We start from the raw sequence: 22,655 nt of genomic DNA on the forward strand, positions 1-22,655 counted from the left end.
CACCGCCTACACGATTTCCAATCGTGCTCCTTCGGCCGCTCGGACATCCATCCATCGAGCCTGCAAGCGTTCGCTTCGGCAAGAATTAATCTATCATATTCACAACATGATTTCAAGTGATATTTTGAAAGTTTACGAAAAAAGGGAGATTGCCTAAAGCAACTTCACTTCCGGTTCAATATGATACAAGTAGTATTCCTTTACAAGACGGAGTGATGTCAGTTGTCAAAAAGAAAGCGCCGTTCAGTAGGCTTCCCCTGTTTGTACGGAAACTGGTGCGGGCCTGGATGCTCCGGGCCGGCTGCGCCGATTGATGATGTCGACAGATGCTGCAAGAGGCATGATTATTGCTATCAAAAGCACGGCTATTTTTCTTGTCACTGTGATCAGGAGCTCGTACGGTGCCTTCGAAATAAAGTAAATACCTCAACGGAAAAAGGGAGAATGGCCGGACTCATCTCGAATTTTTTCTCTCGAACAGGGTGCTTTCCCAGCAATCCACGCTAGTTTTTTCTGAATCGTTCTCCTTGTCAGTTTTCATCCAAAAAACGGTAACAACTTGGACATGAATCAGACATAATTCCCTTGTTTTTCCTTGTATTTTTTTGGTACTCTATTGAATGTCCAAGGAGGGTACACAGCGTGGAATTGCACATACGAACAGACGCCAGTGTGGCGCTGACGTTAAAGAGAGAAATTATTTGTCATGGTATTTCCCGTTTTTATGTCCGTCCATACGATGATGATCACGTTGAATTTATATTCCTAGCACTTTCAGAGCACCAGAAGAAGCTGCTGTCTTATTCACTGCGAAATTACAGCTACTGTCTAACATATCTAGCTTAATCGTTCTACGGTCATTTTCCTCCCCTTTTTTAAAGGGGAATTTTTATTCCCTTTTTTCGATATATCCAAAACGGCGAACATCGTCTGTGGTCAAGTTATACAAGGCATTCAAAAATTCGATTTGGAAACTTCCTGGCCCTACTACTGCTGCTTTCTCGGCTGCCAACTGAGCAGCAACACCGTAGCATACCAATGCCGCAGCTCCTCCGATCAGCTTGTCATTTGCAATGGCTGCAAACGCTCCCATAACAGACGTTAACAAACAACCTGTTCCGGTCACCTTCGTTAAGATGGGATGACCATTATGGATCGAATAAGTCGTTTCTCCGTCCGAAATCACGTCGACCTTGCCCGTAATCGCTACGATTGTCCCCAGCTTTTTCGCTGCTGCTCTCGCTAGGTTCTCGACATCTCCGCCTGCTTCCTTCGCATCTACACCTTTAATCTCCCAGCGCTCCCCTACCACATTGGCAATCTCGGCAGCATTTCCTCTAATGAAGGCTAGGTTGAGTTCCTGCGCAAGACGTTGACTTGTCTCGGTTCGATACGATGTTGCTCCCGCTCCCACCGGATCAAACAAAACAGGCACGCCATGCTGGTTAGCGGATTTTCCTGCGATCAACATCGCTTCAATCTCATGCTCATTCAACGTCCCTATATTCAATACAAGAGCTCCGGCGATCCTTGCCATGTCTGCAACCTCTTGTTTGGCGTACGCCATGACAGGTGACGCACCAAGAGCTAACAAACCGTTCGCTGTAAAGTTCGTGACAACTACGTTCGTTATGTTATGAACGAGTGGATTTTCCTCGCGCACTTTAATTAGTAATTGCCCGATTGTCTCCAGAATCATGATCGTTACCCCTTTCCTCTTGAACAGCGAATCGTGGAATCATCTTGTATACCTCGATGACTTCTCCTAATATAGAATGCTCTTGCATGACGCCAATAATGATATACGCTTGCTGTAAGATGGGTAATTCGTGCATGTTAGCTACAATTTTCCACACTTTCCCATCCTCATCCGTCACGCTGGCACTGAAGGAGACTCTTCCCGCCCCTTCTTTCAAGATATCCACGGCATCAAGGACTCCGCATATTTTCATCCGATCATCTGGATGCATGATTCGGTTTTCCTCGACCCATTTTAGCTTCATTTCTTCTACCTTTAGTGTTTTCCATCGATCAAGGAACTCCCAATCTTTGGAATGCGGAAATATATGCTTCGTTTGCTCAAGGAAGGTGTTGTACTCTCCGTGTAGCTGATCTACATAATCATCTACATCCTCAGAAATCACGCGAATCGAATCTTCTCCGCATGTACGGATGTGGTGAGCCAGGTATTTGAAGGACTCGATCATGTCAAAGTTTCCCCAGCCCCAGGCCTGTTCGCCGAAAACTCCCCCCCGGGTTCGGCATTTTAGGCAGGTGAAGTAATAGTATGTAGGCATATCTGTTCCCCTATCTCCCCTATTTTGTCTCTCTTTTGGTATCGGTTGAGGAAGCGATGCAATTTATGTTACATTCGAACCTATTTTTTGAAACTTCTCAGCAATTTGTTCACAATTTAACTTCTGTAATTTAGTGTAAGTTAAATTGCAAAAGGTGGCTCCCTCAAAATTTTCAGGAAGCCACTCTTCATTATACTCCTTTTATGGCAATAAGAGGGTTACATTTTGCTACGACAGATGCAAGATTTGCTCCCACAACCGAATCGATGATTTGATCCACATCTTTATAGGCTTGCGGGCATTCATCAAGGATGGAAGCAAGCGAACGGTGATTCACCATGATCTCGTCTTCCTGTCCCACGCGCATTGCCTGCTCAAATTGATCGATGGTCACGAGCTCCTTGGTTGCTTTGCGAGAACGAACACGCCCAGCACCATGACAGATCGAATAAAAGTTTTTCGCACCGGCCCCCGATCCAACCATGATATAGGACGATGTTCCCATAGAACCGGGGATCAAAGCTGGATGTCCGGTTTCGCGATAAGCCTTCGGATTTTGGAAATGGCCTGCTGGCAACGCCTTCGTCGCTCCTTTGCGGTGGACGAGCATCGGTGTGTTGCGATGAAATTCTTTCAAGGCGTAATTATGCATCAGATCATACAGGACAGGTGTACGCATCTCACTACCAAAAACATCCCGAAACGCCTGCTCTACTGAAAACCCGATCATATGCCGATTCGTTACTGCAAAGTTCAGCGCGGAGTACATCAAATTCAAATACTGTTGCCCTTCCTCGCTTTGGATCGGAGCATATACCAGGCTCGGCTCAGGATTATGAATCCCCCATTTGTACATGGCTTCCTTGAAGCTTTTGGTATAATCCCGCCCGAGCATAGCCCCCCACGCACGCGAACCGGAATGAATCATGATGACGACCTGGCCGTCGAACAGTCCCCACGCTTTCGCAATCTCCCTGTTCTCCTCCGCGATCTCGATATGCTGGATTTCAATAAAGTGGTTACCGCCCCCCAATGTCCCCAACTGGCCCCACGCACGACTCCAAGATTTTTGCGGTATTTGCTCCAGGAACGAATGGTCGAATTCAAATGTGTACTTTTCCACATGCGAGAAAGAACGGCTTAAAGTGTCGGGTGCTGCTTCTGTATCCGGAATATAGTTGCTCGGCAGCCCTTTTAAACCATGCTTCACCACTTCCTCCAAGCGAATATCCGTAAAATGCGTATGACCCCGCTCGTTTGTCGGGACGTACGCTTCGATCGCTTCGATCAATGCACGTTTTAGGCTCTTGTCTTTGAGGTCATCTCGATGCAACGGAGTCAGATGTACACGCATTCCACATCCAATGTCTGATCCGACGATGGAAGGCGAGACAAATCCATCGGCAAGATTCCAAACGGCTGTCGTCCCAATGCAGGTCCCAACGCCTACATGCGCATCGGGGGTATACGAAAAATAAACATTTCGCGGAATCCGCAAATTATTGTCTGCCATTTGATATACGCGTTCACCGAAGCTCGCAAAGACTTCGTCATTCGCAAAAACGTGCACATCTCCATGCTCCAGCTTCACTTCACGATGGTTGTTTCCATGCAAAATTGTTTTCATTATCCAATTCTCCTGTCTCTCACAGCCTGCGCTGTTTTTCATACCCTTATTTTCCATCCGCGCATCTGGTTTGAACATGGTAAAAGTATTACGAATCTCTTTTTCTCATTGACTTCTCTTCAGCCTCTTCGTAATATGAGGACTAATTTGGAAATAAATGACGAATGAATAAGGATGAATGTAATGGCACGCGAAAGCTTTGACAAAGAGCTGCAATTGCTCCGTCTCCTGTTTTTGACCGCTGGTGCCTACAATCGGCAACAGTTAGCCGAGCGGCTCGGGATTTCCGTACATACGCTTGATAAAACGCTAAAAAAGCTGAAGGACATCCAATCGACCTTTTATCAGCATGTCGGGGATGAGGAGAAAAAAGAGTATTATGCACAGCTTCGTTACAACTATTTTGAGGTGACGGACAATTTCTTGATGTTTTTGTACCATGCGAAATCATTGAAGGATTCGGAAGTAGAACGACTGTCGCACATCTTGGAAAAGCTCAAGCAACAGCCTCTTTCCATTAAAGATTTGCTGGATACGTTTGTGGATACAGAGCCCGATGAAAAAACGATTCGTCAGGACATGAAATACCTCGAAGAAATTGGCGTGATAAAAAATGTGAGTGAGGTCAGGCCGTACATCTATCAATTCGACGGTGAGCTACTGGACTCGCTGACGGACGACGAGTTGTTGGATCTGTATGATTTCATCGACTTCATGGCAAATACACAACTTCCGGCCGTCCCTGGTTATCTTCTGCAAGAAAAAGTGAAGCGTTATCTCAAACATCGCTTGAAGCTAACCGATGCATCTACGTTTTTGTACAAATATCATTTCGTCTCACGCATTCTCGATGAATATCAAGCTTTGCTTCTCACCGAAGCCATTCGTCAGCGAAAAATCGTTGAATTTCACTACTACACACCCAAACGCCGGAAGTTTTACGATTCCCAAAATACGAATCCGGCTTTCCAACGAGACACATCCGGGCGACATCAAAAAGTCATTCCACTCCGGGTTATTTTTGATCATCAATACGGCAGATGGTACTTGCTGGCCCAAGGATGCGGCAATGGTCCGCTGCGCAAATACCGCGTGGAAGGTATGACCAAGCTCGTAACAGGCAAATCGGTTACGCCGGAAATCTTCTCTTCCTTGCAAGCAAGTGCGGATGAGCGTATTGCCAACAGTTGGCTAATTGATACAGGAAAACTCGTAACCGTACGCCTGCGCTTTTTTCAGCCTCGCGACACGCCTCATTCCTTTATCCAAGAGCGAGTGGAGGCACAGGGGCAATGGGGGATTGTGACAGAAGAATCACGGGAGAGCTTTGTGTACGAGATAAACGTAAACAGCACGATGGAAATTACACCGTGGATTCGCAGCTTCGGTTCAAGCGTCGAAGTTCTTGAACCGCTGTTTCTTCGCAAGCAATTCCAAAAAGAATGGGAGGAGCTGCTCGCCTACTATGAATCTGTTTGATAAGATACATAATTACCAACTGGTGACACGGCTGGATGAAGCGGGTGTTTATCCGATAACCTCACACGAAAAAGCGTGGCTCGCCCTGATGCTGGAGAATCCATCTGCGGCAGAAATTTTCGAGCCCGCTACACTCGAAAAGCTTCACCGTTTGACACATCTGCCTGATAATAAATGGACCGAACAAGAACGGTTCGTGGAAAAAGCGCAAACTCAGGCCAAGCAGCTCTGGAGCCCACTCGTGCGAACCCTGCGGCGAATCATTCTCGGCAAGAATCACATAAAAATAACCGCAGCCACGAACAAAGGCCCGGTTTTTCGCAATCAACGTGGGGTTCCCTACAAGCTGGAATATTCACTTGCCAAGAAGGCCTGGTACCTGATCTGGTTGAACATGTCTTCCAATCGACTGATCACGACTCCGCTGCATCTCATTCGCTCCGTCGATGAGCTTTACATAGAAGATGGATGGTATGACAGTTTTTTGCCGACTATCTCGGAACAGATCCAGCAGCGCAAGCAGATGGCAAAAATCGTGATCATCCCTCGTTACAACACTGAGCTCCAGCGCATATTGTACGCCTTTTCCTGCTTTGACAAAGCGGTCGCTTTTGACCCAGAATCACAGGTGTATACAATCACCCTGCACTTTCTATCTGACGAGCAGGAGTTTATTTTATCGCGCATTCGTTTTCTCGGCCTGCGTGTAAAAGTAGTAGAAAACAATCAACTCAAAAAGCGAATGGCAGAGTCGGCAACGAACGCCTTGGCAAGATATACCGAAACTCCACATTGATTGTCCCAAAAAATCAGGAAATCATACCCTATTCGATTTCCTGCATTTCCCTTATGATAATTCAGGTGAGATAGTAGCTAATCCAAGTCAGAGGTAGAAATGATGAAAACAACATGTAAAAAAGCGTCTCTCATATGTGGGCTATGGCTTAGTCTGTCATGGCCGTTTCTTACGGAGCCGGCGCAAGCAGCAAGTGTCATCCAGGCAAAGGTGGTCGCAACCTCTCTGAACGTTCGCAGTGAACCAGCCCTCAATGCTTCCGTTGTCGCTACCGTGCCGCAAGGGGCCGTCGTGACCATTACGGATGAAGCATACGGTTGGGCAAAAATTAAATACAATCAAAAGGTAGGCTGGGTCGCGGGGTATTACTTGCAAAAAGGAGCGGTAACGAGTGCGAGGTCAGCTTCTTCACCAGCCAATACGGCGAGTACCAAAAGCCAGCAAGGCACGGTTTTGGCCGATTCGCTTCGAATGCGCAAAGGGCCAAGCACGAGCCATGAGATTGTCCTTTCGCTGCCCAGAGGAACCCGTGTAGATATTTTGAAAAAGCAAGGAGACTGGATCCAGGCGAGAACTTCCAATGGACAGACAGGCTGGGTGTCTGCGACATATATTGGCGATGCCAAAGCCAACGCCCCGGTGTCCAAAAGCACCAAATCGCCAGGCTTAAAAGGAAAAGTCATCGTCATCGACCCGGGACATGGTGGTTCCGATGTCGGGACACAGGGAACGAAGTGGAATAGCATGGAAAAAACGTTGAATTACAAAACGTCCATGCTGCTCGCCAGTAAACTGCGACAACGGGGAGCGCAAGTCTTCATGACGAGGACAAGTGACACAGAAAAGCCTTCGCTAGCGCAGCGTGTCGCTTTTAGTGAATCAAAGGGAGCGGATGCCTTCATTAGCATTCACTACAACTCTTCTGTGAAGCCAAATAGCGGTACCCTCACGTTTTATTATTCGCAAGGCAAAGATGAGCCATTAGCTCGAGCGATTGAGTCTCGCTTGGCAGGTGGCATCGGTTTAAGAAGCAATGGCATTTCATTCGGCAACTATCACGTTCTGCGCGAAAACGATGATCCATCCGTCTTAATTGAGCTTGGGTTCTTATCGAATCCAAAGGATGAAGGAATCGTCCGTACGTCGTCCTATCAAGACAAAGCTGCGCAGGCGATTACGGAAGCTCTAGCGGATTACTTCGGTCGATAATCGTAAGGCTGGACGCTGTAGGAGAACAGCTTCCGCTCGAATTTCCCTTTGGGGCCAATGATCTGATACCAGGTCTCTCCGATCAACAAGTCGGTTGCAAAATCCTTGTCCAGCAGATTGGTGATCGTCTCCATGACCGCTTTCTCATTGTCTTTTTGAATTTTCAACGACAAGGCCAGGACGAAATACGCCTGGTCTTCTTCCATTTCCAGCAAATGCAGACGGGCTGTACCACGGCGTTTGGCATTGAAACCATCGATCACATTTAACAGACCCTTTTTTGCTTGCACTTTATACTTTGTCGCTTCCCTCCAAGAGGAAATAACCGCATCGTACAATGAAAAGGTCAGGATGAAATGGCTGGCGTAATCCTTCGGGTTAAAAGGCTCCGGTCCCATTTGCTTCTCATCCGCTGGTATGACGACGAATGCTTTGTAGTTGCTAAAAAACGGATCGCTCATGGCAGGTCCTTTCCTTCGAGAGTATCTGTGTTGGTTAGTATCCACTAGGAAAGCAGGATATTATGTACAAAAACGGTCATTAACGTTCAAAAGGCCAAGTCGACATGAAAACCGACTTGGCCTTTTGCTTGCTTTTGTATAGGCATGTTTTTCAACTGAATATCTACTCATTACCGGTGGGTCATCGAGACGCTTCCATGCCCGTGCTCCTCTTCCATGACCTCCATTCCTGCACCATGATTGACGGTCCAGGTGATGACTTGGCTGGAAATGACAACGGCCAAAATGGTATACATCATCTCTTTCATCGGTACGAACCAGAACGACATGCAAAGCACAATAACGTCCAGTAAAAGAAAGACCGTACCAATGGACAATCCCGTGTACTTACTGATCAACAGGGAGAAAATATCGTCTCCACCTGTCGCAGCTCCATAGCGCAGAACCAATCCGGTACCCAGCCCGGTCAATACACCGGACAAGACAGACGCCAGCGGCATCATTCTGCTCATATCCATGACAATCGGTGAAAATCGTTCAAACAAATCGTAAAACATGGTAAAAGCAAGTGATGCAAAAATGGTGTCCCAAATGAACTGGCGGCCTCTAACTAACCAGGCAACCAAAAACAGTGGAATATCCAGTAAAAGCATCACCATCGCTGGCGACAAGTCAAAGGCGTATTTCGCCAGTAACCCCAAGCCAACAAACCCACCTTCAGACAAATGGTTCTGAAAGTTAATGTGATAATACGCAAAAGCAAGTAAACAAGCTCCAAACAAAATCATACTGTAACGCTTAGATAACTGCAGCGCTCTCCTCATCATGGTTTCCTCGCATTTTTGTCGGTTTAGGCACAGACGACCAACCGACTACCGAGGAACATCGCAAGTATAAGTCGCTACTCATACAAAGGGCCCCGCTTTCGTAGTAGATTGGTCGTCTTCAGTGACGAGCGACTACTACGAAGCTAGATGTAGGAGAGGTCAAAACGTTTCCAGATCGTCCTATGGGGACGCATGGTATCCTGATCCCTTCCATGGCTTTTCTTGTATTATATCACAAAAAAGGTGAAAAGACGACTCGAAACCGTCTTTTCACCGAGCTAAAATTGGAAAGCTTGTCCTTTTAGTTCCACCGGAATCCCTGCTGTGACAAGAAAAACTTGATCGGCAACAGTTGCCACACGTTGATTCATCAACCCTGCCAAGTCACGAAACATACGGCCCAACGGATGTTGCGGGACGAGCCCGTCGCCTACTTCATTTGTCACCAGCAAAACGGTACCGGGGTAGTCTTTTAGCTGGTTTACCAGCACATCAACCTGCTGGAGCACTTTCTCAAATGGCTGTTCCTCTCCTTTATACAACAGCCAATTGGACAGCCAAAGGATCAAGCAATCAACCAAAATCACCGTCTGCTGTTCTTGTATGTCCTTTTGTGCTCCCAACTTTGCAAGCCATTCTGTCAATGCGTACGGCTCCTCAATCGTTTGCCAAGGAAAGTTGGATTGCAAACGGCGGTCGCGATGGTACAAGATCCGCTCTTCCATTTCCTCATCAGTGATTTGTGCAGTCGCGATGTAAACACCCGAGGAGCCCAAATGAGCTGCGTATTTTTCGGCAAACGTGCTTTTTCCGCTGCGTGCTCCACCTGTAATCAGTACAATCATGCTTCTGTCTCCTTACACTTGCGATTGCAAAATAATTTGCGGCAAATGATGAACAGGATGCTCCATGACAATCGGTCTGGTTCCGTATACAGCCTCTATTCTGTCACTTTGCAAGATGTCTTTTGGTGTGCCAACGCTTATCTGCTTTCCTTTATGCAGCATTAGGATACGATCGCAGTATAAGGAGGCCAGATTCAAATCGTGCAGCACAGCAATGACCGTCACCCGCGTCGTCTTTTGCCATTTTCGCACGATGTCCATCAGTTGAATCTGATACCCGATATCGAGGTAAGTCGTGGGTTCATCCAGCAATAGCACCTGTGGTCGCTGGATCAATGCCTTCCCCAAAGCCACGCGCTGCTTTTCCCCACCGCTCAACTGATCCAGTGTGCGCTCTTCCAAATGTTCAAGACCCAGCAGCTGTACGATTTCATCAATGAGCGATGCGACATCCTGCTTTTCTTCGCCCAGCCAATTTTGGTAAGGAAAGCGTCCCATCTCCAACACCTCTCGGACACGAAAGCCGACTGGCGGCAGACCCTCTTGCTCCAAAACAGCCAGTATTTTGGCAAGCTCTTTGCGTGGATAGGAAAGAAGCTTTTTCTCCTGAAGCAAAATGTCTCCGGCATCCGCCTTGATGACTCCTGAAATCATTTTCAGCAAGGTGGATTTACCGCTTCCATTGGGCCCGATGATGCCAAAAAATTCTCCCTTGTCCACGCAAAAATCGATTCCGTGCAAAACTGGCGTATCCTGATACGATTTCTGCAAGCTGCGCACATTGATCATAAGCTTACGTTACCTCTTCCTAAAGCGTTTATTTTGCTTCAATAAATAAGCGAAAAACGGTGCTCCCAGAAATGCTGTCACGACACCGAGCGGGATTTCTGTGGGACTTAGCAGCATTCTGGCGAGAGTGTCGGCCCACAGCACATAGATGCCACCGCAGATCGCAGCCATCGGCAGCAAAATACGGTGGTCAGGACCAACCAGCATACGGACGAGGTGCGGTACCACCAGGCCAACGAACCCGATAATTCCCGCGATAGAAACCGCTGCTGCCGTCAGAAGAGTCGAGACGACCAGAACCACCATCTTTGTTCGATCCACATGGACGCCGAGATGCGCAGCCTGCCGCTCGCCCAATGCAAAAAGGTTCAAGGAACGCGCATAGCTCACCAGCACCATTCCACCGATGACCAAGTACGGAATCAAGACGTACGTAAAGGCCCAGCCCCGAAATGACAGGCTGCCCATCAGCCAGAACACGATCTCATTGACCGTCTGATCGGATAGCGAAACCATAAAGGAAACGAGTGAGCCGAGAAAAGCCTGCACCACAACTCCAGACAAAATCAGGGTCTCTGTTTGGAGCTTTCCTTGCGTGTTTGCGAGTCCGAGTACGATCCATAGACTGAGCAGTCCTGTAAGAAATGCGACGACAGGCGTGCTCCATGCACCCAAAAAGCTGATTTGCAAGCCAAACAGGATTAAAAAGGCCGCTCCGACAGCAGAACCTGATGCCACGCCCATCGTAAACGGATCGGCGAGCGGATTGCGCAAAACTCCCTGAAAGCCCGCTCCCGCAAGCGACAAGCAAGCCCCAATCAAGACAGCCAATACAACGCGTGGAAAACGAACCTTCATGACAATTTGCTCAGATGACTCCGGCCACGTTACGGCAATCCAGTCAGAGAAGCCCGGGATCTGCTGGAGCAGGATGAGCCATACTTGTGAGATCGGAAGTTGTGCCGCCCCCATCGAGATGCTGATGACTATTGATGCCAGCAGGACGAGACAACTGACTCCTCCCCATATGAACAATCGTTTCTTCATTTTATTTCACCAAGTCAGGGTAAATCGCCTTGGCTACTTCGATCAAGCCTTGTGTAATGCGCGGACCAGGGCGGGACAAAATATTTTGGTCCATGCCAAAGATTTGTTTTTCACGAATCGCCTTCATTTTATCCCAACCATTGCGATTCGCGATCATATCCTCCAGCTTGACGCCGGTCTTTTCATCGGTAATTCCGCTCGCATACAAAATGACGTCTGGGTCGTTTTGCAAAATCTTTTCTTCACTGATCGGATTCCAGCCTTGGGTGTCAGAAGCAATATTTGTCGCTCCAGCCAGTGTGATGAGTTCGTCCATGAACTCGCCTTTTCCGACTGTCCAGCCTGGGGAGAATTCCAGGTATACCTTTTTCTTCTGTTCCGGTTTTACATTTTTCACTGCATCTTCAACGTACGCGATGTCTTTCTTCATTTGCGCGACGACTTTTTCGGCTTGTTCCTGTGTATTCGTGATAACTCCCATTGTTAAAACATTGTTAAGGATGTCATCCATCTTTGTCGGATGAGTAATGTAGACGGGCATTCCGAGAGATTTTAGCTTGTCAGCCACTGGCTTCTCCATCGAAATCCCACCGACGACCATATCCGGCGTTTGAGCGAGAATGGCTTCTTCATTCGGTTTGACGACGCCGCCAATTTTCGGCTTTGCCTTCGCCGCTTCTGGATAATCGTCATAGTCTGAGACAGCTACGATCCGATCTTCCAAGCCTAATGCGAACAATATCTCTGTCTCGGCAGGTGATGTTGAGACGATTCGCTCAGGAGCTTTTGCAAAGGTTACTTCTTTTCCAGTCGCATCCGTGACTGTCAATGGATACGTTGTTTGTTTTGCAGGCTGCTCGGCCGCGCTCTCTTGCGGTGTTGTCTGCGGTGCACCTGTTTGTCCACCTGGTGCTGGCTGGCTGTTATCATTACCCGCACAACCCGCGAGGCTCGCCGCTACCAGTAGTGGGATCATGAATCGCAATGAACGTTTCATATGTAGAACTTCCTTTCTTCATGTCTGATTGACTGTACCTTCCAATAAAAAAAGCGACCCTTGCTTCCATTCGGAAATCAAAGGATCGGCACCTCAGGGCAAACAGACAGGATGGTCTGCTTCCTCAAATAGGCCGATCCTTTCCGCGAAGGCAACAGGCACGAAAACAAACAGGCAGGTCTCCTGGCTTACGGCTGAGGAACGAGCCGATTTACAGTGGCGGGACCGCGTCGGATTTTCACCGACTTCCCTTTTCACCCGATCTTTTTAAGAAAAGACGAGGCACCTATTTGCTGTTACGTTTGAAATTGTCACAGTCCATGATTCATCCTACATCATAGCATTCCTTGGATGAAAAAAGAATGACAAACACGTAAGCCAATACTTTCTTGCCTAACTAAAAATGAAAAACGCCTGAACAAAAGGTTCAGGCAAATGTAAAGCTTTTCGCAGGCTACTCTCGTTTGTGCAAATAATCCAGAATGCCCATGGAGCATACTTGCAAATCGAGCTTGAGTACTTCGAAAACGTCGTGGTCACCACTGATGCCTTGTGACTGTAGATGATCCGAGATTCGTTCAAACAGCGTACGAGACAATTCTTCATAGGTTTGTCCAGCAGCAATCGCTGACTCTCCTTCCTCCACAAACACGGGGAGCCACTCACGTATTTGACGGTACACATCATCCACCTGCTCAGACATCCCATAATGACCAAAGTAAATGCGATTTAGCTTGCGTGCTTCAAAACGGCTTAGAGACGCTAGCATGGCATCTGGGTCAAACTGATTCGGCGAAGTAGATGGCAGCACGAGGTGTATGCCATCCTTTTGAAGCTGTGGATAAAGTACACCTGCCGTATCCCCTGTGAACATGCCGCGGCTTACGGGATCGTAGATGCTGAAATGATGATTGGCATGTCCCGGCGAATCCACAAACTCTAACACGCAATTTTCTCCGATCTTCAGTGTATCCCCGTCGCCGCGAATCAAAAGCCTCTCCTCAGAAACTGCCACGATCGGATCGAACAATCGATCAAAATCATCGTGATAAACCGCTCTCGCCCCTGCGATCAGTCGGCTCGGATCTACGAGATGACGTGCACCTTTCGGGTGGACGACGACCTTTGCGTTTGGACAATCCTTCAAAAACAGTCCTACTCCTCCTGCATGATCCAAATGAATATGTGTCACAATGATGTATTTTACTTGTTCCGGCGTATAACCGAGCTTGGCAAGACCGGCCTTGATGTATGGGACGGAGGGGCTTGGTCCTGTTTCGACCAAAGTCAGTTCTTCTTCAGCGATGACATAAGTCCCCGTACGCTCTGGCCAGCCCATATCGAAACCGTCTATTAAATGGATGCGCTCCCCTAAGTAAATAGGCTGTGATGATTGCATGTAAATGCTCCTCCTTTTCAAAAATCATTTTGTTGCGAGAATATTTACACTTTATCACCTATTTGGGAGGCGCTGGTGAAAAACAACACAAAATCTTCATATTTTTATCGTAATATAAGGGCAGTAAAAAAATTCCATTACTTGGAGGGGTGCAAAAATGGGTCAGCTTTTTTCTGAGTTACGACCTGAGCATGAGACGTTTATCAAGAAGCAACGAATGTTCTTTGTTGCCTCTGCTCCAATGGACACAGATGGTCACGTGAATCTTTCACCGAAAGGGTACGATTCTTTTCGCATCATATCGCCTACGGAGGTCGCCTATTTAGACCTGACTGGAAGCGGAAATGAAACCAGTGCTCATCTGCAGGAAAATGGCAGGATTACTCTTATGTTTTGTGCCTTTGAAGGCCCTCCTCTCATCATGCGCCTATTCGGCAAAGGAACGGTTATTCTCCCGGATACGCCTCGGTGGGATGAGCTCGTAAAGGACTTCCCTCTTCTGCCCGGCGCTCGTCAAATCATTTCCGTAAACGTACAGGAAGTAAAGACTTCTTGCGGCTGGGCCATCCCCTTCTATTCCTTTTCAAAAGAACGGGATACCCTTCAGAAATGGACCTTGGCGAAAGACGAAGAGGAACTGCTTGCTTATCAAAAGGAAAACAACGTAGTCAGCATGGATGGCTTGCCAACACCCTTGGGACAAAAGCTTTTCCCCGCAGTAGGTGGGGATAACGAAGCGTAAAACACAAAGAAGCTGCCTTTCTCGCAGCTTCTTTTTTGGAAACCTCTTTACTTGCTCGTATAAATCGCCACTGCATCGCGGAGAAACTCGGCTACACCTGGCTGCTCCTTGTCATAGTAAGCAGTAAAACGCGGGTCATCTACATACATCTGGGCCACACCTGCGTGGGCTTCCTTACTGTAGCTGTCCCAATAAAAACTCAGCCATTGACGGTGAAGATCTGCTGCTTTTTGCGCTAATTCATGAGCAGGGTCGCCTGTCGAAAAAGCCTGCGACAACGTCTCGTGCAGCTCTGCGTTCAATTTCTCCAGCGCGGCATATTGTTCTTCTGTCATGCCTTTGACCTTCTGATTCGATTTTTCGATTCGGTCACTTCCATATTTTGCACGAATTTCTTCTCCGTATTGCGCCTCGTTGTCGTCAATCAACTTTTGCTTGAAGCCTTCAAATTTTTGTTTGTCACTCATCGTTTTGGTCCCCTCTCTTTGTGCTAATGTCAAATCGACATTGGCGATTAACGCATCCAATTGCGCTCGCCTTTCCAGGAGCTTCTCGCGGTGCTCCAGCAGTGCCCGGTCAGCATCAAAGGTTGGTGAATCCAGGATCTCCTTGATTTCCTCCAAGCTCACCCCCAGCTCGCGGTAAAAAAGGATTTGCTGCAATCGATCAACCTCTTGCTGTCCGTAAATGCGATACCCTGACGAATTGATTCTCGCCGGCTTGAGAAGGTCAATTTCATCATAGTATCGGAGCGTCCGGGTGCTGACACCCGCCAGGAGTCCTAGCTTTTGCACCGTATATTCCATGTTCATTCCTCCTGACAAATTGATCGTACACATTTACGGACCGTCAATGTCAAATACATTTTCACAAAAAATTGGCGTTACTTCATTTTCATTATTTGCTAAAATATAGGTAAAGCCATACAAGGGGGGACTTCGATGCTCTATATCATCGGCTTCATTGTAGCTATAGTCGGTGCCGGATGGGGATTAACAGGGCTGCTCAGTCTTAAAGCGAGAGATAAACATGCCATCACCCATTACACTGATGATGCTTATGCCCAGCAAACCTTGTTCCAGATGCATAACAACCCTACCCAAGGCATGTAAAGATAAAAAATGGCTGCCCGCATCGTGTGCATGGCAGCCATCTTTCTTTTTTACAGAGCTTGGAATGTATCAGTCAATACCGGTACGATTTGCTTCTTGCGGGAGACAACGCCCTTCAGAACAGCTTTGTTGTCCACCAATGTTACTTGGTATGCTTTTTCTACTGCTTGTGTTGCACTGCCGAGTGCAATTGCAACAGAATCGTTATTCAAGATATCCGTTACAACAAATACAAACAGGTCCAAACCTTTTTCAGCGATGTTTGCGTTCATAGCTGCTTCCAGTTCGCTTTGGCGTGCAAGTACATCATTGACATCCACTGCATTAACTTGTGCGATTTCTACTTTCGCATTGCCCATTTGGAACTCTTTTGCATCCAATGTGAGCAATTGTGCGATTGTTTTGTCGCTCAGGTCTGCCCCCGCTTTGAGCATTTCCAGGCCGTATGCTTCCAGATTGACACCCGCGATTTCAGCCAGCTCATGAGCAGCCGCTACATCTTGCTCCGTGCACGTTGGGGATTTCAACAGCAACGTATCCGAAATGATAGCAGAAAGCATCAAGCCAGCCATCTCTTTAGGAATGTCTACGCCGTTTTCTTTGTACATTTTCTTCAAAATGGTAGTCGTGCATCCAACCGGCTCGGCACGGAAGTAGAGAGGATTGCTCGTCTCAAAGTTCGCAATACGGTGATGGTCGATCACTTCTACCACTTGCACTTGCTCAATGTCATTCGCGCTTTGTTGGCGCTCGTTGTGGTCTACAAGGATCACTTCATTAACTTCATTCGCCACTGTCTCTACGAGACGCGGTTCTTTTACTTGGAAGTAATTCAACACAAATGCCGTTTCGCTGCTGATTACACCCAGGCGTACAGGCTCTACATTTGCGCCCAGTTTTGTTTTCAAGTCAGCATACACAAGTGCTGAACAAATGGAATCTGTGTCTGGATTTTTATGACCGAAGATTAGTTTTTTTTCCATCATCCATACTCCTTAATCGTAATTTGGCTTCCAAATTATACCACAGCTTAGCGGATATGCCCAAGATACATTATAGGTTCAAACTCGGTCGTTGGAAATAAGGTTTTGAAGAACAATCCGTAATGAATGGGAGGCGAAATAAAATGAGAGTGGCAGCTTTATATGACATTCACGGGAATGTACCTGCCCTACATGCAACATTGGCAGAACTCGAAGTTGTGAAGCCTGATCTTATTGTCATCGGGGGAGACACCATCTCAGGCCCAATGCCCGTCCAAACACTTGAAATACTCTTCCAATTGGAGACACCTGTGCAATTCATTCGTGGTAATGGCGATCGTGAAGTACTCCTCACTTTTGACGGTGAGGCTCAGGCCTTGGAAATGTCCGATTCTGTGCGGGAAATCACGTCATGGGTTGCGGAGCAATTGAGCCGCTCTCATCGTGACTTTCTGTCGCAGCTCCCTCTTACCTACACGTTAACACGCGAGAATTATGAGGACGTACTTTTCTGCCATGCCATTCCCACCAATGATGAAGATATTTTCACCCCACTCACTCCTGATACAGTTGTGGCCACTTACTTTGAGCGGACGCTGCAACGAATCGTCATCTGCGGTCATACGCATGTCCAATTTGAACATCGCCTTGGCGATCTGCTTATCCTCAATGCAGGAAGTGTGGGCATGCCGTTTGCCAACAAACCAGGGGCATATTGGTTACTTCTTGATGGTGACAGCTACGAGCATCGCTTTACACCCTATGACGTAGAGGCTGCTGCAAAACAAATCGCTTCCACGAACTATCCACAAGCTCAGAAGTTTGCCGAAGAGAATGTCCGAAAGATACCTACGGCTCAAGAAGCAATGGAATTTTTAGAGGCACTTGCACAAAAAAACCGGCCCTCTGTTTATTGAGGGTCGGTTGAGAAGGATAGCTGCCTAGATTAATCGTCCCAGTCTACATCCAATACAGCGCCTGTTGTAGCGGAAATCTCCAAATCGACTTCCTGTCCTTTAGCCGTTTTCACTTCTACTTCATACACATAGTGGTTATCATCATCATCCAGCTTCATGGATTTGATGGTGCCGTTCACTTTAGCCAGCGCGATTTTTTTCGCTTGTTCTACACTGATTTTCACCGGTTGTTTTTCCCACTGATCGTCGTTGTCGTCGTCATGATCATCGTCGTCATCGTGGTCAACTGTTTGCCACACATCGCCAGTCATCGCGTCGACGTACACATCAATCTCTTGCTGCTTATTTCTGATCTCTGCTTTGTATACGAGGAAACCGTCCTCTTCGTCCAGCGTCCATTCGATAATGGTACCAGGCTGTACATCCCGAACTTTTTTCAGTGCTTTTTCAGGTGTGATGCGCACAAGCTTCGCCCAGTTGTGTTTCACATCATCGTCGATTTGCAGGTACACGGCAGAAGTGTTCTTTTGCGGTACACTGTAGGATTGGTTGCTATGTGCAAAGGCTGTTACGCCAAGGCTCCCTACAATCAGTGCTCCTACCATGGTCATGACTACTTTTTTCATATGATCTCGCTCCTTTTTTCGACTGGGTTTGTTTGATCTCCTTTATCATAAAAAGGACAGATGAAGGAAAATAAAGAGAGAGATTAGAAATTGATGAGAAAATAGAAGAGACCTCTCACAGCATTCATAATTGCCAGGGAGCCACAGCGATTAACAAAAAGAGCGCGTGTTTTCTACTGGCAAAAACGAACCATACTGCCTTTAAATCGACGCAAATGAACCATTCGCGCTTTTGCGTGCCCTCCGCTTTTTTCCGTATAATGAAAGCAATCGAGAGGACAACAGTCGACTCGATGACATACGAAAGAGAGCGTGAATGGCAGTGTAATACATATCGTTTCTAATTACTTTCTATTTTTTCTTACATGAGAAGGAGAAACGATTTTTCCGTGGAATCACCACTTTTGAAAAACATCTTTTTTTGAATCTATTTTTTCGTCACTATGCATACGGTTGTCATGTCCGTTATGACTTTGGAAGTGAAAAACCCAGCACGTATTCAATTGGCAGCACAAGCAACACAAGCTATCTCCTCTGCCAATACGGAATCAGGCAATCGGAAATGAAAAAAGGCACTCTACTAATCTTGTAGAGTGCTTCAGTGCATCCAGCTATTGACCGCCATCTGGCTTTTCGCGACTACTTGCGTGCTCATCCTGATGAAGCCAAACATTACGGCGATGCGAAGGCAGAGCTGGCCAAACGATTCCCCTATGATTCTGGCGGTTATGTAAAAGGGAAAGATTCACTTGCAAAAGCTCTGGAACAAAAAGCGCTTGTATGGAAATATTCTCAGAATGAGCAGCAGTAAATTTCTATTTTCCGAGATTGTTCTTAATGGCTTCCAATCCAGCGATTTCTCCCAGGAAGAACGTATCGCCTGCGAGTGTATCCATCGTGTAGACCTGGTTGTTTTTCACTGCTTTGAGGTTTTTCCAGACAGGATGATCCTTCCAGATATGAATCAACCCTTCTGGCTCCTCTGCTTTTGCTGAACGGCGGTTCTCCGCAATAAAGATATGATCGGGAGCAAGCTCACTCAACGCCTCGATTCCGATACGCCCTCCAATCTTGCCATCCTCTGGCAATCCGGTTATCGGTGTTAATCCCACTTCCTTATAATAAATCGGGAAGTTTTTGGGATGCATTACCGTAAAATCCTTACCATTAGAAACGAGGAATAGCGCCGTTTCTCCTTTATGTTTGTCTGCTGCTGCTTTTGCTTCGCTTTTCAGCTTATTAAAATCGGACAAAACTTGCTTCGCCTTTTCTTCTTTACCAATTACTTCAGCGATTTTCATGAGGCGAGTGGGGACATCCACTGAGAAATCAATGACAATGGAATTAGCCATTTTGTTGAATTCCTCAAATCTGGAGCCTTTTCCGGTGCTAGTCATGACAATAACCTCTGGGTCCATCTCCAGCAAAGTCTCCAAATTCGTTTTTCCACCCAGATCCTTTACCGTTTTACCTTCCGCATACTTCGCAAAAATGGGTGACTTGCTTTTCGTCGACTCAAAGCCTTCCGATACAATCGGAGCAAAATCTAGCACGAGGAAGTAATCTGTTCCCATGATATCGACAGAAGCGACACGCTCCGGCTTTTTCTCCAATGTGACTTCCCCCATCGTATGCTTGATGGTTCGAGGATATACAGGCTCCCCAGCCCCAGCCCCTTTTGTATCGGGTTGTGATGCTCCTGCCTCAACCGTTTGCGCTTTATTGGCAGTGTTTGTGTCTGTAGTCGCCTGTCCTGCTCCGCACCCCGCCACGACGGCTGTGGCTAAGATTACAGACAAAATGCCTGATAATTTCTTTTTCATATCAATTGAACTCCTTTTATTCATCTCCTGATTTCAAACATGATTTACCCTTTTGTTCGGATCAACAAATACAGAAAATAAGGCCCCCCAATGAGGGAAATGACAATACCCGCCGGTACTTCTGTAACCGGCATAATGCTTCGCCCTATCGTATCTCCGGTCAACACGAGCAAGGAACCGACGAGCGCTGTAATGGGCAGCATGTATTGATGCTGGGGTCCGACCAATCTGCGCGCGATATGCGGGCCAAGCAAACCGATAAAGCCTATGCCTCCACCTGTCGCTACACTCGACGCAGCCAATCCAACCGCACCCGCCATCAAGGCCAGTCGCTCCCGTTGAAGAGATACGCCCAGGCTTGCTGCAATTTGTTCATTCATACTGAGCAGGTTCAGTACATTTGCCTTCCGATACACGTACGGCAGCAGGATCACCATCCACGGCATAAGCGCCAGCACGAACTTCCAATTGGAACCCCACAACGATCCCATCTGCCAAGTGACGACAAACTCGAGGTTTCGCGGATTCAACTGAAGTGTCAAAATAATGCTGATGGCGCTAAGTCCCGCCCCTACTGCAATCCCTGTAAGCAAGAGACGGGTAGGAGATATGCCGTGCCCTTTCTTGTATGCCAGCGTATAGATTATGGCTGCTGTGGCGGTGGCACCGATGAGTGCGAGAAACGGCATCAAAAAAGGCGGGGCCATATTCGTTGCGGGATATAAAGAGACGAACAACAATACGGCCAGTCCAGCACCAGAACTGATTCCAAGAATGCCAGGGTCAGACAGGCCATTGCGAGAGATTCCTTGCAGGATCGCTCCCGATATAGCAAGCCCCGCTCCAATCATGACCGCAATCACCATCCGAGGAAGCCTCAGCTCAAACAACACGAGACTCTGCTTTTTCGAACCCTCCCCCAGCAACGTTTGCAACACCTCGAAGGGCCCAATACTGTACGGTCCCGTGTTCAAGCTCAGGACAAAACCGACAAGCAAAAGCACTGCGAAAAGAAGGATCAGTCGGACACTACGGCATTTTCTTTTTTGGGAAAATTGATCGATGTCCACTACCACTCCCTCCTTTCCTTACGTGCCAGGTACAGGAAGAAGGGGACCCCGATAACAGCGATAATGGCGCCAAGCGGTGTCTCGTAGGGCATCGCTATCATTTTGGCTCCGATGTCTGCAAAAACAACCAAAACAGCTCCCAAGACTGCAGAGCATGGAATAATCCAGCGGTAATCAACCCCGACCAGAAAACGGACGATATGTGGGACAACAAGACCGACAAACCCAACACCACCAACTGTCGAGACAGAAGCACCCGCCAGCACCATGACGACAGCCGCCGACACCCCCTTCACCAGCCTTGTCTTTTGTCCGAGTCCCGCTGCGATCTCTTCTCCCAAACTTAAAATAGTAATGGAGCGAGATAGGATCATGGCCACAACGATTCCTCCGACAATCCACGGCATCATGACGGATACTTGAAACCACTCCGCTGTAGAGATCCCCCCTGCTGACCAGAATGCCAGATCGTAGTTGATCTGAAAGAGGAGAGAAATCGCCTGACTAATCCCTGATATGATTGAGCTGACGACTGCCCCTGCCAACGCGAGCCGCAAGGGGGTCAAACCGTTTTTGGAAAAATAGGCCAGACCATAAACAAGCCCTACCCCCAGACCCGCTCCGATAAAAGAAAAGAGAATAATAGACTCAAAAGGGAGTCCTGGGGCAAAAGCAAAAACGAGTACAAGTACGAATCCAGCCCCTGCATTAATGCCCATCAAGCCCGTATCCGCAATCGGATTTTTCGTAACCCCTTGCATGATGGCTCCCGCTACGGCAAAAGCGGCTCCCACCAGCGCTCCTGCCAAGGCACGCGGCATTCGCAGTGTTTGAATAATAACATGGTGCTCGTTGCTAGAATCATAATGAAAAATCGAATTCCAAACGGTAGCAAAAGAGATATTCGCCACTCCAGTGATAATGGATGAACCTAGTCCGAAAAGAATGGCGCAAATCCCTGCAACAATCAACACCGTGGCCATCCACGGCCTGGTTCGAAACGAAGCATTTTTAGTGATCGGCTGTGACAGTGACATTTCCCTTCTTATCCTCCAGAGCAACGTTCGAATGAATCACGGTCAGCTTGTCATTTGCAGCCGTTCTCGCTCGTGCTTCCGGGATGACCTCCGGAAAGCCAAGCTGAAGCATTCCTACGAGTTTTTCCTCCGCACGTACCCCTACCGCTTGCAAAAATCCTGCTTGATACGTGAACGGTTCCGTTTTCCAAACGACGCCCAAGCCCCGCTCCCACGCCGCGAGCTGAAAGTTTTGAATCAACGTGCAGGCTGCCGCATAATCCTCTTCCCGTTCTCTTTGCCGAGAGTCTTCATTTACGATAACCAAAAGATAGGCCGGGACGCGTAAAAGCAATTCCGGATCTCTTTTTTTCATGGCGTTTTGAAGAATGGCATCGACAACTACCCGCTTCCCTTCCTCCATATAAAGGACGAATCGCCAAGGCTCACGTAGTCCGTGGTTAGGCGCCCAGACAGCTACATCCAGCAACTCACGAATCAATTCCAGTGGAATCAGGTCTGGCTTGAATTTCTTTATGGTTCTGCGGTCTCGGATCGCTTGTGCAATCGGATACATTGATGGCTCCATCTCG

At 47.6% G+C, this 22,655-nt stretch carries 24 protein-coding genes and 1 riboswitch; of the genes, 7 read left to right on the forward strand and 17 right to left on the reverse strand.

What is annotated here, in order from left to right:
* Positions 1-889 precede the first annotated feature (889 nt).
* The 3 genes from thiM to KB186_RS12710 form a co-directional block, all read right to left on the reverse strand.
* Positions 890-1,699, reverse strand: a complete 810-nt coding sequence (gene thiM, locus KB186_RS12700; protein ID WP_173608269.1) for a hydroxyethylthiazole kinase — start codon at positions 1,697-1,699, stop codon at positions 890-892.
* Complete coding sequence (locus tag KB186_RS12705; protein WP_232773746.1) at positions 1,665-2,207, reverse strand: hypothetical protein; 543 nt, start codon at positions 2,205-2,207, stop codon at positions 1,665-1,667. Before KB186_RS12705 ends, thiM begins: the two co-directional genes overlap by 35 nt.
* A 280-nt stretch (positions 2,208-2,487) precedes the next feature.
* Complete coding sequence (locus tag KB186_RS12710) at positions 2,488-3,924, reverse strand: RtcB family protein (protein ID WP_232773747.1); 1,437 nt, start codon at positions 3,922-3,924, stop codon at positions 2,488-2,490.
* Between the two features lie 183 nt (positions 3,925-4,107).
* Between KB186_RS12710 and KB186_RS12715 the strand changes: the two genes are divergently transcribed.
* The 3 genes from KB186_RS12715 to KB186_RS12725 all read left to right on the forward strand — a co-directional run bounded on the left by KB186_RS12715 (position 4,108) and on the right by KB186_RS12725 (position 7,408).
* Positions 4,108-5,403 carry a helix-turn-helix transcriptional regulator gene (locus KB186_RS12715; RefSeq protein ID WP_221869071.1) on the forward strand — a complete coding sequence of 432 codons (1,296 nt, stop codon included), beginning with the start codon at positions 4,108-4,110 and terminating at the stop codon, positions 5,401-5,403.
* Positions 5,390-6,199, forward strand: a complete 810-nt coding sequence (locus KB186_RS12720) for a WYL domain-containing protein (RefSeq protein ID WP_173608273.1) — start codon at positions 5,390-5,392, stop codon at positions 6,197-6,199. Before KB186_RS12715 ends, KB186_RS12720 begins: the two co-directional genes overlap by 14 nt.
* Before the next feature lie 102 nt (positions 6,200-6,301).
* A complete protein-coding gene (locus tag KB186_RS12725) occupies positions 6,302-7,408 on the forward strand; it encodes an N-acetylmuramoyl-L-alanine amidase family protein (protein WP_232773786.1) in 1,107 nt (368 codons plus the stop codon).
* Here the strand turns inward: KB186_RS12725 and KB186_RS12730 are convergent.
* The 7 genes from KB186_RS12730 to KB186_RS12760 all read right to left on the reverse strand — a co-directional run bounded on the left by KB186_RS12730 (position 7,393) and on the right by KB186_RS12760 (position 13,773).
* Positions 7,393-7,869: a hypothetical protein gene (locus KB186_RS12730; RefSeq protein WP_173608274.1), complete on the reverse strand. Its 477-nt coding sequence runs from the start codon at positions 7,867-7,869 to the stop codon at positions 7,393-7,395. The two genes, KB186_RS12725 and KB186_RS12730, sit on opposite strands and share 16 nt — an antisense overlap.
* A 170-nt stretch (positions 7,870-8,039) precedes the next feature.
* Positions 8,040-8,696: a YitT family protein gene (locus tag KB186_RS12735; RefSeq protein WP_173608275.1), complete on the reverse strand. Its 657-nt coding sequence runs from the start codon at positions 8,694-8,696 to the stop codon at positions 8,040-8,042.
* A gap of 278 nt (positions 8,697-8,974) precedes the next feature.
* Positions 8,975-9,541, reverse strand: a complete 567-nt coding sequence (cobU, locus tag KB186_RS12740; protein WP_173608276.1) for a bifunctional adenosylcobinamide kinase/adenosylcobinamide-phosphate guanylyltransferase — start codon at positions 9,539-9,541, stop codon at positions 8,975-8,977.
* A 12-nt stretch (positions 9,542-9,553) separates the two neighbouring features.
* Positions 9,554-10,330, reverse strand: a complete 777-nt coding sequence (locus KB186_RS12745; RefSeq protein WP_221869068.1) for an ABC transporter ATP-binding protein — start codon at positions 10,328-10,330, stop codon at positions 9,554-9,556.
* A gap of 9 nt (positions 10,331-10,339) precedes the next feature.
* Positions 10,340-11,377 carry a FecCD family ABC transporter permease gene (locus KB186_RS12750; protein WP_173608278.1) on the reverse strand — a complete coding sequence of 346 codons (1,038 nt, stop codon included), beginning with the start codon at positions 11,375-11,377 and terminating at the stop codon, positions 10,340-10,342.
* 1 nt (position 11,378) lies between these two features.
* Positions 11,379-12,374, reverse strand: coding sequence for an ABC transporter substrate-binding protein (locus KB186_RS12755; RefSeq protein ID WP_232773748.1), 996 nt, complete (start codon positions 12,372-12,374; stop codon positions 11,379-11,381).
* 156 nt (positions 12,375-12,530) lie between these two features.
* A riboswitch (cobalamin riboswitch) is annotated at positions 12,531-12,679 on the reverse strand.
* Positions 12,680-12,828: 149 nt separating this feature from the next.
* The gene (locus tag KB186_RS12760; RefSeq protein ID WP_232773749.1) at positions 12,829-13,773 is read right to left on the reverse strand and encodes an MBL fold metallo-hydrolase; all 945 of its coding nucleotides are present in this window, start codon (positions 13,771-13,773) and stop codon (positions 12,829-12,831) included.
* Positions 13,774-13,930: 157 nt separating this feature from the next.
* Here KB186_RS12760 and KB186_RS12765 point away from each other — a divergent pair, with 157 nt between their 5' ends.
* The gene (locus tag KB186_RS12765; RefSeq protein ID WP_232773750.1) at positions 13,931-14,515 is read left to right on the forward strand and encodes a pyridoxamine 5'-phosphate oxidase family protein; all 585 of its coding nucleotides are present in this window, start codon (positions 13,931-13,933) and stop codon (positions 14,513-14,515) included.
* Between the two features lie 47 nt (positions 14,516-14,562).
* On the opposite strand, the gene KB186_RS12770 is transcribed toward KB186_RS12765, so the two are convergent.
* Positions 14,563-15,321 carry a MerR family transcriptional regulator gene (locus KB186_RS12770; RefSeq protein ID WP_232773751.1) on the reverse strand — a complete coding sequence of 253 codons (759 nt, stop codon included), beginning with the start codon at positions 15,319-15,321 and terminating at the stop codon, positions 14,563-14,565.
* Positions 15,322-15,456: 135 nt separating this feature from the next.
* On the opposite strand from KB186_RS12770, the gene KB186_RS12775 reads away from it, so the two are divergent.
* Positions 15,457-15,627 (forward strand): hypothetical protein, encoded by a 171-nt coding sequence (locus tag KB186_RS12775; RefSeq protein WP_016738742.1) that lies wholly within the window; start codon positions 15,457-15,459, stop codon positions 15,625-15,627.
* A 50-nt stretch (positions 15,628-15,677) separates the two neighbouring features.
* Here the strand turns inward: KB186_RS12775 and KB186_RS12780 are convergent, their stop codons facing one another.
* Positions 15,678-16,610 (reverse strand): manganese-dependent inorganic pyrophosphatase, encoded by a 933-nt coding sequence (locus tag KB186_RS12780; RefSeq protein ID WP_173608389.1) that lies wholly within the window; start codon positions 16,608-16,610, stop codon positions 15,678-15,680.
* Positions 16,611-16,753: 143 nt separating this feature from the next.
* Between KB186_RS12780 and KB186_RS12785 the strand changes: the two genes are divergently transcribed.
* On the forward strand, positions 16,754-17,527 hold the full coding sequence (locus KB186_RS12785) for a metallophosphoesterase family protein (RefSeq protein WP_173608283.1): 774 nt from the start codon (positions 16,754-16,756) through the stop codon (positions 17,525-17,527).
* A 29-nt stretch (positions 17,528-17,556) separates the two neighbouring features.
* Here the strand turns inward: KB186_RS12785 and KB186_RS12790 are convergent, their stop codons facing one another.
* On the reverse strand, positions 17,557-18,153 hold the full coding sequence (locus KB186_RS12790) for a PepSY domain-containing protein (protein ID WP_232773752.1): 597 nt from the start codon (positions 18,151-18,153) through the stop codon (positions 17,557-17,559).
* 601 nt (positions 18,154-18,754) lie between these two features.
* Between KB186_RS12790 and KB186_RS12795 the strand changes: the two genes are divergently transcribed.
* Positions 18,755-18,964, forward strand: coding sequence for a GrpB family protein (locus tag KB186_RS12795; RefSeq protein ID WP_173608285.1), 210 nt, complete (start codon positions 18,755-18,757; stop codon positions 18,962-18,964).
* A 4-nt stretch (positions 18,965-18,968) separates the two neighbouring features.
* On the opposite strand, the gene KB186_RS12800 is transcribed toward KB186_RS12795, so the two are convergent.
* Genes KB186_RS12800 through KB186_RS12815 form a run of 4 tightly spaced genes read right to left on the reverse strand, consistent with a single transcriptional unit; the run spans position 18,969 to position 22,651 of the window.
* Complete coding sequence (locus KB186_RS12800; RefSeq protein ID WP_232773753.1) at positions 18,969-19,976, reverse strand: ABC transporter substrate-binding protein; 1,008 nt, start codon at positions 19,974-19,976, stop codon at positions 18,969-18,971.
* 44 nt (positions 19,977-20,020) lie between these two features.
* Positions 20,021-21,046, reverse strand: coding sequence for a FecCD family ABC transporter permease (locus KB186_RS12805; protein ID WP_232773754.1), 1,026 nt, complete (start codon positions 21,044-21,046; stop codon positions 20,021-20,023).
* A complete protein-coding gene (locus KB186_RS12810; RefSeq protein ID WP_221869060.1) occupies positions 21,046-22,083 on the reverse strand; it encodes a FecCD family ABC transporter permease in 1,038 nt (345 codons plus the stop codon). The genes KB186_RS12805 and KB186_RS12810 overlap by 1 nt, the downstream gene beginning before the upstream one ends.
* Positions 22,058-22,651 carry a nitroreductase family protein gene (locus KB186_RS12815; protein WP_173608289.1) on the reverse strand — a complete coding sequence of 198 codons (594 nt, stop codon included), beginning with the start codon at positions 22,649-22,651 and terminating at the stop codon, positions 22,058-22,060. The genes KB186_RS12810 and KB186_RS12815 overlap by 26 nt, the downstream gene beginning before the upstream one ends.
* Positions 22,652-22,655 lie beyond the last annotated feature (4 nt).

It is taken from the genome of Brevibacillus sp. AF8, assembly GCF_021270385.1.
Taxonomy (GTDB): domain Bacteria; phylum Bacillota; class Bacilli; order Brevibacillales; family Brevibacillaceae; genus Brevibacillus.

Bases quoted from the DNA above. Each gene is read 5' to 3' on its own strand.
- KB186_RS12735 (WP_173608275.1), bottom strand. From the start codon at position 8,696: ATGATGAGGAGAGCGCTGCAGTTATCTAAGCGTTACAGTATGATTTTG.
- KB186_RS12810 (WP_221869060.1), bottom strand. From the start codon at position 22,083: ATGTCACTGTCACAGCCGATCACTAAAAATGCTTCGTTTCGAACCAGG.
- KB186_RS12785 (WP_173608283.1), top strand. From the start codon at position 16,754: ATGAGAGTGGCAGCTTTATATGACATTCACGGGAATGTACCTGCCCTA.
- KB186_RS12730 (WP_173608274.1), bottom strand. From the start codon at position 7,869: ATGAGCGATCCGTTTTTTAGCAACTACAAAGCATTCGTCGTCATACCA.
- KB186_RS12815 (WP_173608289.1), bottom strand. From the start codon at position 22,651: ATGGAGCCATCAATGTATCCGATTGCACAAGCGATCCGAGACCGCAGA.
- KB186_RS12725 (WP_232773786.1), top strand. From the start codon at position 6,302: ATGAAAACAACATGTAAAAAAGCGTCTCTCATATGTGGGCTATGGCTT.
- KB186_RS12775 (WP_016738742.1), top strand. From the start codon at position 15,457: ATGCTCTATATCATCGGCTTCATTGTAGCTATAGTCGGTGCCGGATGG.
- KB186_RS12780 (WP_173608389.1), bottom strand. From the start codon at position 16,610: ATGGAAAAAAAACTAATCTTCGGTCATAAAAATCCAGACACAGATTCC.
- thiM (WP_173608269.1), bottom strand. From the start codon at position 1,699: ATGATTCTGGAGACAATCGGGCAATTACTAATTAAAGTGCGCGAGGAA.
- KB186_RS12760 (WP_232773749.1), bottom strand. From the start codon at position 13,773: ATGCAATCATCACAGCCTATTTACTTAGGGGAGCGCATCCATTTAATA.
- KB186_RS12765 (WP_232773750.1), top strand. From the start codon at position 13,931: ATGGGTCAGCTTTTTTCTGAGTTACGACCTGAGCATGAGACGTTTATC.
- KB186_RS12755 (WP_232773748.1), bottom strand. From the start codon at position 12,374: ATGAAACGTTCATTGCGATTCATGATCCCACTACTGGTAGCGGCGAGC.
- KB186_RS12790 (WP_232773752.1), bottom strand. From the start codon at position 18,153: ATGAAAAAAGTAGTCATGACCATGGTAGGAGCACTGATTGTAGGGAGC.
- KB186_RS12750 (WP_173608278.1), bottom strand. From the start codon at position 11,377: ATGAAGAAACGATTGTTCATATGGGGAGGAGTCAGTTGTCTCGTCCTG.
- KB186_RS12800 (WP_232773753.1), bottom strand. From the start codon at position 19,976: ATGAAAAAGAAATTATCAGGCATTTTGTCTGTAATCTTAGCCACAGCC.
- KB186_RS12745 (WP_221869068.1), bottom strand. From the start codon at position 10,330: ATGATCAATGTGCGCAGCTTGCAGAAATCGTATCAGGATACGCCAGTT.
- KB186_RS12770 (WP_232773751.1), bottom strand. From the start codon at position 15,321: ATGGAATATACGGTGCAAAAGCTAGGACTCCTGGCGGGTGTCAGCACC.
- KB186_RS12720 (WP_173608273.1), top strand. From the start codon at position 5,390: ATGAATCTGTTTGATAAGATACATAATTACCAACTGGTGACACGGCTG.
- KB186_RS12705 (WP_232773746.1), bottom strand. From the start codon at position 2,207: ATGATCGAGTCCTTCAAATACCTGGCTCACCACATCCGTACATGCGGA.
- cobU (WP_173608276.1), bottom strand. From the start codon at position 9,541: ATGATTGTACTGATTACAGGTGGAGCACGCAGCGGAAAAAGCACGTTT.
- KB186_RS12715 (WP_221869071.1), top strand. From the start codon at position 4,108: ATGGCACGCGAAAGCTTTGACAAAGAGCTGCAATTGCTCCGTCTCCTG.
- KB186_RS12710 (WP_232773747.1), bottom strand. From the start codon at position 3,924: ATGAAAACAATTTTGCATGGAAACAACCATCGTGAAGTGAAGCTGGAG.